This window comes from Fodinibius sp. SL11, from assembly GCF_052060035.1.
Taxonomy (GTDB): domain Bacteria; phylum Bacteroidota; class Rhodothermia; order Balneolales; family Balneolaceae; genus Fodinibius.
Genome location: NZ_JBPOEA010000016.1, coordinates 60,236 through 72,504 on the forward strand (window position 1 = coordinate 60,236; position 12,269 = coordinate 72,504).

Genomic DNA, 12,269 nt, shown 5'->3' on the forward strand with positions numbered 1-12,269 from the left:
TTTCTGCGTTCAGTTACGGACGAATTTTAATATCGATTTTCTCCGTGGGATCTTGCTCTTGGTTACGGATAGCCAGCTGCTGAATGACATTATTCGATAGCTCTACAAATTTTTGTGCTGATTTCGTTTCCATATCACCCAGCACAATGGGCTTGCCCTCATCACTGCTTTCACGCACTTTTTGTTCCAGCGGTATTTCTCCCAAAAAGTTGGTCCCCATGCGTTCGGCAAGGTTGCGAACACCATGCTTGCCAAAGATGTGGTATTTTTTCTCCGGCATATCTTCAGGGATGAAGTAGGCCATGTTTTCAACCATCCCCAATACCGGCACATTTACCTTCTTAAACATTGCCACACCTTTTCTTGCGTCATCCAGAGCCACATCCTGCGGGGTAGAAACAATCACTGCTCCCGTCAATGGAACGGTTTGAACCAGTGTAAGCTGAATATCACCAGTTCCGGGAGGAAGGTCCAAGACCATATAATCCAGTTCGCCCCACTCCACTTCATTCATAAATTGTTTAACGGCGCTGGTCACCATGGGGCCGCGCCAGATCATGGCTTGGTCCGGGTCAACAAGCATTCCCATAGATAGAAAACGAACGCCATATTTTTCTTTGGGAATAAGCTTCTTTTGGGTGGTAATATTGGGTCGCCCGTGGGCATCCATCATGGTAGGAATACTGGGGCCGTAAATATCGGTATCCAACAATCCTACTTTAGCACCCGTACGAGCTAATCCGCAGGCCAGGTTAACAGCTACGGTAGACTTTCCCACGCCCCCTTTTCCTGAGGCCACGGCAATGATATTTTTAACACCCGAAAGCACTTCCTCATCCTGATCTTCCTGCTCTTCGCGCTTTTTACGGTGGCCCTGTCCGGGGAATTCCCCTTTTTCTTCATTGTTACGAAATTTCGAAATGTTTACTGCCGTAGTGATATCGAGAACCGCATCCTTATTTACGAACTTCCGGATGGCATCTTCGCATTTTTCTTTAAGGGTTGATTCCAGCTTGGGATCTTTTTCAGGGAGATCAATCGTAAAGGTGATGAAGGAGTCCTGGACGATCAGATCCTCAATCATATCCAGGCTTATCAGATCTTTTTCCATCCCGGGGTGCATCACATGGGTAAGTGCTGTGCGAACTTGCTGCTTATTAATGGCCATGAGTTAAAATATCTTCGATTTTGGCTAAATTTTTCAGTCCTGAAAGATAATGATTTCTTGCCAGATGCTAAACGGTTTCTGAGGGAAAAGAATTCGGTTGGATAGATTTCAAATGAGACTGTTTGATCGGGTTATGGTGGGAGGAGTTGTAATATAACTAAAGGTGTGAAACTAAAAGCAGACTTAGGACAAATCATCAGTCCGAATAAAATCCAGTTCGCTTCAGATGAACTCATCAAAACCTCAATTCCGGATGCATTCGTGGCAGTTAGCTTGACCGCCACGTAAATTATTGCAACCGATGATCCATGTACTGCAGAGCCGACGATCAGCAAAGTATAATAAGGGATGATTAGGATTCTCAATTCTAATGCGAAATCCGTATTTTGGGCGACTGGAAAGTTGAAATAATACGAAACTACAAAGTAGCTATGCTTAAACGAACGCCCTTTTACGATATTCATGAACAAGCCGGAGCCAAGCTCATCGACTTTGGAGGGTTTGAGATGCCCGTGCAGTACGATAGCATCCGCAAAGAGCATAATGCCGTGCGCGAAAAAGTGGGTATGTTTGACGTTTCACATATGGGCGAATTTTATGTGACGGGCGATGAGGCACTGGAATTGATTCAGTATGTAACCATTAACGATGCCTCGACGTTGGAACCGGGCAAAGCACAATATTCTGCTATGTGTTATGAGGATGGTGGTATCGTGGATGACTTGCTGGTGTATATGCTCAGTGATAATGAATACATTTTGGTAGTAAATGCCTCGAATATTGAGAAGGATTTCGAATGGATTGAGAAAAATAATTCGTTTGATGCTGAGCTGGCGAACCTGTCTGATGATACGTGCCTGCTTGCTGTTCAGGGTCCCAAGGCTGTTGAGACATTACAAAAGCTAACGGATACGGACCTTTCTGCCATTAAATTTTATACATTTGAACTGGGAACACTGGCCGGGTTTGATGATGTGACGTTATCAGCTACGGGTTACACGGGCGAAAAAGGGTTTGAGCTTTATTTCAACAAGGACCATGTAGATCCGGAAGCCATCTGGAACGCGATTATGGAGGCCGGTGAAGAATTTGGAATTGAGCCTTGCGGTCTGGGCGCTCGGGATACCCTGCGTCTGGAAAAAGGTTTTGCACTTTACGGCAATGATATTACAAAGGATACTCATCCGCTGGAGGCGCGAATGGGCTGGCTCACCAAGTTGGATAAAGGTGGTTTCGTTGGTCGAGAAGCGTTAGTTCAGGCAAAAGAAAAAGGATTGCAACGAAAATTAGTGGGACTTACCATTGACGATAAACGTTCTATCCCGCGTAAGGGGTACACCATTTTTGATGAGGATGATAATGAAATTGGTTTTGTGACCAGCGGATCGCGATCGATAACGTTGGGTACCAATATTGCCATGGGTTATGTTTCTGTTGATTATGCCGAGGGGGGCGATACGGTTTACGTAGAGATCCGAAACAAAAAAGCCGAGGCCACAGTAACAAAACCACCGTTTGTAAAATAAAAGTAGCCTCAGCCCGGAATAGTTGCTAATATCAATCGGGTAAAACAGAGTTTGTAACACATAAAGCATATGATAAATAAAATTGATGTATTTTCTTCGGCGTACTCATTTAAGGAGGAAGATGTTCGTGATAAAACAGTCGTGATCATTGATGTTCTTCGTGCCAGCTCAACGATGGTAACGGCGTTGCAAAATGGGGCCAAGGGCGTTATAGCGGTGGAGGATATGGATGACGCCAGCAAGATTTCGCACAATCTCGATGCTCAAAGTTTTCTGATGAGTGGCGAAAAAAATGGCATTACGATTGATGGATATGATCTTGGGAATTCACCACTGGAGCATACGGAGGAAGTAGTAAAAGGAAAGACCATCATTCTGAATACTACCAATGGTACCAAAGCGATTAGAAGGTGCAGCTTGGCAGATCCCATTATTGTTGGTTCATTTCTGAATCTGAAAGCTATTGTTGAATATTTGCAAAAGCTCGATGACGAAGAAGTACTGCTTGTCTGTGCAGGATGGCGGGGCCGACTTTCGTTGGAGGATATTCTTTGTGCCGGAAACATAATTTATGACCTTTGTGGAGGCAATTTACCCATTGAGGCCAGAGATGGCGCAAAAGTTGCTTTTGGTCTTTATGAAAAATTTGGTGATGATATAGAAAACAGCATCAAATCGTCGAATTATGCGATTCGGCTTAAGGATATCGTCAGCGTAGACGACCTTGAGTATTGCTGTCAACGCAGTATTACGGATATTTTACCGGCACTTAATGAAGGAATCATTACGGATATAAATGGCAAAGCAAAATAGTTCTGACAATTTTTTGGGAGGTCTTTCAGAGTCCCGGAAAATGGAGATTTTCGGGATTTTGGTAATGGCTATAGGTGGTTTGCTGGGGTTTAGCATTGTTACTTATAACCCTGCGGACTACACGCTTATTGAATCCCTTTCAACCGACAGTTTATTTGCCCTGGATCAGGGGCCGGCGCTTCGTATCCAAAATGGGCTCGGTGTCATAGGTGCCTATCTTGCTCACTTTTTTGTCCATCTGCTGTTCGGATATATGAGTATTATTATGCCGCTTATCATTGTTGGATACGGCTGGTTTATATTCAGGGACCGGGATATCAGCCTGATGTTATGGCCCACGGCCTACGGCATCTGGAGTATGGTATTGCTTTCTACTATTATGGGATGGTTAAATACTAATTACGATTGGCTTGAGTCGGTATGGAATGGCTCGGCCGGATTTTATATCGCTCGTGTTCTACAAAATATTACCGGTATCGGTTCAATTATTATTCTTGGGGTATTCCTGTTAACAACGCTGCTGGCATTGTTAGATCGTGACCTGCAGCACACGGTAGAGCGGGTAAAAGAATGGATTCAGAATATTAAGGCTTCGTATACAGACTGGAAAGAACGTCGCCGCAAGAAAAAAGAGGAAAAAAGAAAGCGTAAACAACAAGAAGCTGAACAGAAAGAGATTGAGAAACAGCGACAGGCTGAAAAGCAAATGCGGAAGCAGGCTAAACAGCCTGAAAGCAAACAGCAATCAACACCCAAAAAATCAGAGCCGGAACCGCAGACTGAACCAAAATCTATTGATGAAATTGTAGAAGAGTCGCACCAGCAGGATATTGAGCGCCGTAAAAAGCAGGAAGAAGAAGTAAAATCGCTGGATCAGCGTCCCCGGGCCGATATCGAAAAGAAGAAAATTGCCGAAGATGAAGAGGACGATGTTGATATTTCGGTGTATGTAGGTGAAGGCGATGAGCAGGCGGATGAGAAGGAACTGGATAAGCAGAATAAGGATAAAGCCAAGGAAGTGCCCAAAGTTCGCTATAAGTTTCCGACCATAGATCTGCTGGATTCGCCGCCCAATGAAGGAAATGAGGTAGACCTTGAAGAGATCAAGGAGAACAAGCGTATTATCCTTGATAAGCTGAAGCGACATAATATTGAGATTCGAAGTATTAACGCCATTGTAGGACCCACCGTTACACTTTATGAGCTGGATCCTGCGCCAGACGTAAAAATCAGTAAGATCGAGAGTTATGCCAATGACTTAAAGATGGCTACGGCGGCGAAAGGGTTGCGTATTATGGCGCCCATACCCGGTCGTTCGGCGGTGGGGATTGAGGTGCCCAATGGATCGCGAGAAACGGTGTTTATTAAATCGGTGCTTAACACCAAAAAGTTTGTTGAAAGTGATTTTGAGCTGCCGGTGGCATTCGGGAAAACCATCGAGAATGAAGTATTTATGGTGGATCTTACCAAGATGCCGCACTTGCTTATTGCCGGCGCGACCGGTTCAGGTAAAACGGTTGGGATCAATACAATTATTACGTGTCTCTTGTACAAGTGTCATCCCGATGATCTGAAGTTCGTAATGATCGATCCCAAGAAGATTGAACTTTCACTGTTCCAGAAAATTGAGAAACACTTTTTGGCGACGCTTCCCGGCGCCGAAGAACCTATCATTACGGATACCTCTGCAGCGAAAGAAACGCTCGAAAGCCTAACCAAAGAAATGGACGAGCGGTACGATCTGCTTAAAGACGGTATGGTTCGTGACATCCGTGCTTATAACGAAAAGTTTGATAGTGGGGAGCTCGATGAGGACGAAGGACATCGCCACCTCCCCTATATTGTGGTGCTTATTGATGAGCTTGCCGACTTGATGATGACTGCCGGAAAAGATATTGAGGAGCCGATTGCCCGCTTGGCTCAGCTAGCTCGTGCCGTGGGCATTCACTTGGTGGTGGCAACACAGCGTCCGTCGGTAAATGTGGTTACAGGAACGATAAAAGCCAACTTCCCCGCTCGCATTGCTTACCAGGTGGCTTCAAAAGTTGATTCAAGAACTATTCTTGATACAGGCGGAGCCGATCAGCTTATCGGGCGCGGTGATATGTTGTTTACTAACGGGGGCGGTATGACCCGAATTCAGAATGCCTTTGTATCTACTGAAGAAGTGGAAAGCATTACTGATTTTATTGGAAATCAACAAGGATACAATAATAAGTACGAATTACCTGTTTTAGAAGATGAATCCACATCAAGTGGCGATATTCCCGATCCGCTCGAGGATATTGATGAACTGTTTGAGGCGGCTGCCAAAGTAATTGTATTACATCAGCAGGGTTCGGTTTCACTGTTGCAGCGTAAGCTCAAAATTGGCTATAACCGGGCCGGAAGAATTGTTGATCAGCTTTATAACGCCGGAGTTGTAGGCCCTTATCAGGGTAGTACAGCGCGTGATGTATTAGTTGACGATGAAGAAGAATTAGAAGAATTATTAGATGATCTGGAAGAATTTGACCGATAAGTTACAAATAATTCTGATTGTATATATTGTTGGTTTGGGGTTGCCATCCTTGACACTGGGACAAGAATCTCCTTTTTCTAAATTAAAACAGACGTTTGAGAACGGGTCAATTTTCAAGGCTGAATTTCACCATCAAACAGTAGACTCCTACACTCGCGATACGGTTGCCAGCAGTGGACATATTTGGGTTGGCAATCAGGAGTACAGGGTACAGGCTGACAATAAATCTGTTGTGGTGGATGGAAAAACATCTACGGTGTACGATGAGGATAGGAATAGAGTTATCATTAGCAAGTACGAGCCAGAAGATGATGATTTTGCCCCTTCTCGTATTTTGAATGGAGTTGATTCTACCTTTACAGTACAAAATCAGGAGATTCGCGAAAATGAAATATATATCTTGCTTTCTTCTGATGATCCGTTTGCTATCTATAAAAAGGTAGAACTTTTTCTGACTAAAAGCCTGATACCGAAAAAGATTGTAGCGGTCGATCCGGCTGATAATATTATTACCACCACCTTTTCTGAAGGTAAATTTATGAAGCCCGAGGAGGGAATGTTTACTCTAAGCTATCCCGAGAGCGCCGAAAAAGTTGACATGCGAAACTAACTTACTGTTAGAGATTAATGTATAAAAAAGTAATAAAGATTGGACTCGCACTATCGCTGGGAGCTCTTTTTATGTGGCTGGCCTTTCGGAATGTTCGGTTACAAGAGGTTTGGGAATATTCAAAGAACATCCAGTTTGGATGGTTGCTCCCATTTGCGATTACAGCCCTCTTCAGTCATATTTTTAGAGCCGAACGCTGGCGATTATTTATTGAAAAGGATAAAAAAGAACTTGATCGCATTACGCTCATTTCCGGTGTCTTGGTGGGCTATGTGATGAATCTGGTTGGTCCGCGTTTTGGAGAGGTTTCCCGGCCGGTTTATGTAGGCAAAAAGGAAGGTTTGAGCAGTTCTAAACTAATGGGGACAATCGTATTGGAGCGCGTGATTGATGTTGCGGTTATGGCGTTCTTGATGGTGGTGGTTTCGGTTTATGTTATTGCCGATATGAACTTGTTGCGGCAAATTTTTGGGGATGAAACTATTAATTTTCTTACGAATGAATCGAGCTTACTAACGTATTTGTGGGTAGCTTTTTTGCTGGCAGCTGTTGCAGGTATAGGCATATTGTTGATAAAGCTTGTCATTTACCTTGGCTCTAAGTTTGAAGTCCTGAGAAAGTGGATTTTTAAGGCTAAAAGGGCCTTTATCATGTTTAAAAATGGCCTGATGGCGGCGCGCGATGTAGAACGATGGTGGCTGTTCATACTCTATACCATCTTTATCTGGTTGTGTTATACGCTGATGACCTATATTCCGTTCTGGATGTTTGATATGCAGGAAATGTATAATCTGGATATGTTGGATGCGCTGGTCATTACGGTGATTTCAGCAATTGGGATTGCCATTCCGTCACCGGGTGGATTGGGCACCTACCATTATTTTGTAAAACAGTCGTTATTGGTCTTATTTGCCATACCTGCTGTTACGGGTATTGCCTACGCCACAATTACTCATGGAGTTATGGTAATGTTTGTAATAAGTATTACTCCCATATTTTTATTTGTTGATAAATTGCGCTCCACCAAGGCTGGAAAGCCGGTAGTATAAGTTGTTATACGAATAGTATTATTCCGGACTTTTCATTTGAGCCTTAAGCTTATTGCAATTCTATTATTATTTTGTCGTTATTCGAAACAGACGGTCTCAAATAAGGTATAAATTTGCTGAATTGAGACATTAATCGTTGCTAAAAAATTAGTACCTTTAAAACTGATTTTTGAGCTTACAGCAGAAATATTTTTTTATGAAAGGTTTTTCAGCAATAGTATTTATTATTATGGCGGTTTTGGCCGCTAACCCTGTAGTTGCACAACAGCAGCAGGAAAGCGAATCGTCTATGCTGCCGGAGATTGATCCACAGGATATTGAAATACGCAGCCAGTTCCAGGCACGATTTCCGGGGTTGCGGCGACAACCCATCCTGGGTTTTGATCCCAATCCACGAGTATATCAGATAGATCCCAATAGAACGCCTTTCATGGAAACTCATGAACAGGTTGTAGCAAACTTGCCGGTAAGCCAGTTGTCGCGTCCGGAACCCCCAGCCTATAGAACTTTCCCTTATTCTTCTCCAAAGAACGTATACAGCCGATTAGGATTTGGAAGTTATGCAAGTCCCGAAGCCCAATTTTGGGGCTTAAAACGCATAAATAGCAAGAGTTACATTGCCGGTGACTTTGACTATTCTTCTTCTGATGGCCATCTGGATAACCAAAACAGCAGTTTTCGCTTTTTTGATTCCAATGCCGAATACGCAACAAAGTTAAGCGAACAAAGTCAACTGTCAGTATCGGGGGGATTCAAAACCAGTTTTAACAATATGTTTGATCTGCCAGCATCCACCATACCGTCAGATGCGCGCAAAGAGTATAATGGGATTAATCTGGGAACAGAGTTCCGGCATTTTAAAAATACCGTTACCGGATGGAAAGCAGATGCCAATATTCGGTACTATAATATTGATCTTAACAATGCGGATGTATTGACGGGAAAGAGTGAGGAGCGCGTGTATAACGTTTCGGTGGCCAAACGATGGGCTGGCGGAAATACGGATGAGACCTTTACTGCCAAAGTTGGTACTAAAGGTGGGAATTATGAAAATGCCATAGCTAAAGATTCTTGGGTTACCGTTCAGGGCGGCGCGGTTTATGAGCGTCTTTTTAACTATTCAACGAAAGTAAAAATTGATGCCAGCGTCTATTTTGCTCAAAATAGTATTGATGAAAAGATATATTTGGGACCAGAGGTTACGGTAGAGCATCTCCTTATGGATATATTGACGTTAAAAATTACGGCCGGAGCCAATCCCTATGTACAAACATTAGAGCAGCGTCACAAAGAGAATCGTTTTTTAACTGTTAATAATATCCTGCGGCATACATACCGTATGTATGGAAAGGGAGAAGCAAGTGTGGAATATGCTGATCAAGGAGAGTTTAAATTCGGAATACAGTACGAGGATATCTCTGATTATCCACTCTATATGCGTTCGGATATTGGGCAGCCCGGGAACCCAGCTTATGGATTTTATGAGATGCAATACCGAGATGTTTATAAGGTGTCAGCCTATGCCAGTGTAGCACATCAGATTATTCCGGGAAAATTGTTGGTCAATGGAAAGGTCTATTTACGTTCACCCAAACTTGACGGCGGCGGGCGCATCCCTTTTGAGGAAAAAATAGGCGTTAATTCAGGCCTAACAGTGCAACCTTTTGATGGAATAACTTTCGAAGCTTGGGCTGATTATGTAGGTTCACGAAGAACTTTTCAAGCGGATGAAAAATTGGATGGCTATATATTACTTGGGGGCCGGGCAGATGTGCAAATCACAAAACGGTTCGGGGCATATATAAAATTAGTGAATGCATTAAATCAGGATTACGAGGTTTGGCAAGGCTATCCTGAGCGACCGTTTCAGGCGTATGGAGGGGTAACAGTAAGATTATAAATGGCGATGGATAAAGAGTTTATAAAAGCTTTTTCTGAAGTAATACGCGAAGAAGTAACTCGAAAAAACGAGGTATATCTCGAAGGCGTTGGCAGGTTTGAGTTTGAACATCAGAAACAATTTCAAAAACAGTATGACAGCGGCCGAGTTGTGATGATGCCGCCTAAGGATACCATCACTTTTATTCCGGAAAACTAACTGGGGATATGATTATCGACAAGGAACAACTGATATCACTTCTGGAGAAAAAAACCGGATCAGATCGTGAGCAGGTTGAAGCACAACTTTCAGAACTAATAAATCAAATTCAAAAGGCCGCCGATGAGGGCAAGACCTTTGAAGTTGAAGGCTTTGGTACCTTTAATATGGAAGAGGGACGGTTACAGTTTGAGCCCGGAGATACTCTTGAGACGGAGATCAACAACAAATATGCGGGGATGAAACCCATAGAACTTATTGGAGCGTTTAAAGAGCCGGAGACGGATGAGGAAGTGCCCGAAATGGATATGACTGAGGCGGAATCCGCTGGACTAAATGAAGATAAATGGGCTTTTGATAACGAGGCTACTGATGATCAAAAGGAAGAAGAGCAGCAAGTTGAAGAGCGCCAATCAGAGCCGGTAACAGAACCTGAAAAGGTGGGAAAAGAATCTATTGTGCCTGGGGGTTCGGAGACTGAAGATCAGCAAGAAGCAGAAGAGGTTTTTGATACCGTTTTTGGAACAGTAGATGCTGATTCGGAGGACTCAAAAAAGGAAGGATCATCAGACCCAGTAGAAAGTACCGACCCCGACGAGGTTACTGGGGAGGAAAAAGAAGCCAGAGATACGATTGGGACGGTCCTGGTCGCGGTAGTTGTGATATTGGTGGTAGGTATTGGTGGATGGTTGATTTATGATATTAGTATTTCTGGGACAAGCGGAACTGACGTTTCCAGGACAACTTCCCAATCCACCAAACAGGTAGATCCTTTGGGTGCTAACACGCAATCAGAAGAACAGTCAGGACAAGATGAAGGGGCTGTGGAACCTGAGCAGTCGTCAGCAGTATCAACAGAGGAAGAAGATGCTGTTAGTCAACCGACTGCCGAGCAAAATCGCTATGGATTGTATGGAGAACCGAATCAAACGATAAGCAATGGATACACTATTGTTGTTCATTCTTTGCGTGATCAACAAATTGCTGAACAAAATCGTCAACAATTGCAGAATGCTGGTTTTCGAGCGTTGATTAGCCAGGCACAAGTACAAGGTGAAACCTATTATCGGGTTGGGTTAGGTCAGTTCAAAAATGTTTCTGAAGCTCAGCAGGCCATTGGTGATATTCCAAAACGGTATCGAGACAATAATTTTATAAAAAGAATTCAATAACAGACACGTAACTATATATACTATGCAAGCGTTATTCTTTTTGATAATACAAGCACAAATGGATACAACAGCAGCTGATACATTAAGTTTAGCTGCAGAACAGCAAAGCATGTCGATGTTGGAATTGCTGGCCGAAGGGGGCGTGCTCATGATTCCGTTGTTTATTCTCTCCTTGGTGGCGGTTTATGTTATTGCCGAGCGTTGGCGCTCATTAAATAATGCACGAGTAGAAGTTGATGGTTTTTTACGAACGGTCGAAAGCATGCTTAAAGACGGAGATCGTCAACGGGCTTTAACCTACTGTGATGGTATCGATAAGCCGCTGGCGCGTATTCTTAAGGCTGGCATCCGCAGGCTGGGAAGGTCCATACGGGATATTGAGGATGCCATCGGAAATGCAGGCAAGAAGGAGATTTATCATCTGGAAAAACGCATGAACTGGCTGGCAACCATTGCCGGTGTCGCCCCTTTGATAGGGTTTACCGGAACGGTCACAGGAATGATTGAGGCTTTTATGGATATTCAGTCGCTCCAGGGAAATGTGAATCCAAGTGTGTTGGCCGGCGGTATTTGGGAGGCATTGATTACCACGGCAACGGGATTGATCGTAGGTATTATTGCTTATGGGTTTTATAACTTCTTGCTTGGCAAGATAAATAGAATGGTTCATGAGCTGGAAAATGCATCCGCTGATTTCATAGACCTGCTGCAGTCGCCGTCAAACAAGAAAGAAAAAGAACATGAGAAGGTAGGATAATGGATTTTAGAAAAGATGATGAACGCATGGAGCCACTGACGCTTTTTTCACAGTCGTCATTGACCGACATCGTATTACTGCTCCTTATTTTCTTCTTGTTAACGTCATCGTTTGTTACCAATTTTGGGATTAAAGTTAACATCCCGAAAGCGGAAACCGGTGCACAAACAGAATCTCAGTTCATCACCGTGGCGGTAACAAAAGATGGTCAATTTTATGTTGACGGTGAACCTACCAGCAGCGGAATGTTAGCCTCGGCACTGCGCGAAGCCCGAGGAAATAAATCGGAGGCTACACTTGTTCTGCGAGCGGATAAAGATGCTATTATTGATAATGCCGTACGTGTCATGAACATTGCAAAGGCACTGAATTTGAAAATCATAATGGCCACAGAACAGGCATCTCGCTAAGACAGCGACACCTTTATGGAGCAACCTGTATTCAATAACGAAGAAGATCGTTTTGCCCTTGCTGTAACAGGAGGGATACACGTTGCTATGTTTATAGTATTTCTGCTGTATACCTTTTCGATTGAGACCAATGTTCGTCCTTCAT

The 12,269-nt window shown here is 43.5% G+C and carries 11 protein-coding genes; 10 read left to right on the plus strand and 1 reads right to left on the minus strand.

Translation table 11 applies throughout. The features are described from left to right. Positions 1–13: 13 nt before the first annotated feature. Positions 14–1,168, minus strand: coding sequence for a P-loop NTPase (locus ACQ76V_RS13925; protein ID WP_441001115.1), 1,155 nt, complete (start codon positions 1,166–1,168; stop codon positions 14–16). 386 nt (positions 1,169–1,554) lie between these two features. Between ACQ76V_RS13925 and gcvT the strand changes: the two genes are divergently transcribed. From gcvT to ACQ76V_RS13975, 10 genes are all read left to right on the plus strand, one after another. Then, positions 1,555–2,694, plus strand: coding sequence for a glycine cleavage system aminomethyltransferase GcvT (gene gcvT / locus ACQ76V_RS13930; RefSeq protein WP_441001116.1), 1,140 nt, complete (start codon positions 1,555–1,557; stop codon positions 2,692–2,694). A 69-nt stretch (positions 2,695–2,763) separates the two neighbouring features. Continuing rightward, positions 2,764–3,507 (plus strand): 2-phosphosulfolactate phosphatase, encoded by a 744-nt coding sequence (locus tag ACQ76V_RS13935; protein ID WP_441001117.1) that lies wholly within the window; start codon positions 2,764–2,766, stop codon positions 3,505–3,507. Continuing rightward, positions 3,491–6,028, plus strand: coding sequence for a DNA translocase FtsK 4TM domain-containing protein (locus ACQ76V_RS13940; RefSeq protein ID WP_441001118.1), 2,538 nt, complete (start codon positions 3,491–3,493; stop codon positions 6,026–6,028). Before ACQ76V_RS13935 ends, ACQ76V_RS13940 begins: the two co-directional genes overlap by 17 nt. Beyond that, positions 6,003–6,638, plus strand: a complete 636-nt coding sequence (locus ACQ76V_RS13945; RefSeq protein WP_441001119.1) for a LolA family protein — start codon at positions 6,003–6,005, stop codon at positions 6,636–6,638. Before ACQ76V_RS13940 ends, ACQ76V_RS13945 begins: the two co-directional genes overlap by 26 nt. Positions 6,639–6,655: 17 nt before the next feature. After that, positions 6,656–7,687, plus strand: coding sequence for a lysylphosphatidylglycerol synthase transmembrane domain-containing protein (locus tag ACQ76V_RS13950; protein WP_441001120.1), 1,032 nt, complete (start codon positions 6,656–6,658; stop codon positions 7,685–7,687). 196 nt (positions 7,688–7,883) lie between these two features. After that, entirely contained in the window at positions 7,884–9,587 is a 1,704-nt protein-coding gene (locus tag ACQ76V_RS13955; RefSeq protein WP_441001121.1) for a hypothetical protein, read from the plus strand. Then, positions 9,588–9,785 carry an HU family DNA-binding protein gene (locus ACQ76V_RS13960; RefSeq protein ID WP_441001122.1) on the plus strand — a complete coding sequence of 66 codons (198 nt, stop codon included), beginning with the start codon at positions 9,588–9,590 and terminating at the stop codon, positions 9,783–9,785. Between the two features lie 8 nt (positions 9,786–9,793). Further along, on the plus strand, positions 9,794–10,957 hold the full coding sequence (locus ACQ76V_RS13965; protein WP_441001123.1) for an SPOR domain-containing protein: 1,164 nt from the start codon (positions 9,794–9,796) through the stop codon (positions 10,955–10,957). Positions 10,958–11,015: 58 nt separating this feature from the next. Continuing rightward, positions 11,016–11,714, plus strand: coding sequence for a MotA/TolQ/ExbB proton channel family protein (locus ACQ76V_RS13970; RefSeq protein ID WP_441001124.1), 699 nt, complete (start codon positions 11,016–11,018; stop codon positions 11,712–11,714). Continuing rightward, a complete protein-coding gene (locus ACQ76V_RS13975) occupies positions 11,714–12,124 on the plus strand; it encodes an ExbD/TolR family protein (RefSeq protein ID WP_441001125.1) in 411 nt (136 codons plus the stop codon). The genes ACQ76V_RS13970 and ACQ76V_RS13975 overlap by 1 nt, the downstream gene beginning before the upstream one ends. Positions 12,125–12,269: the final 145 nt, after the last annotated feature.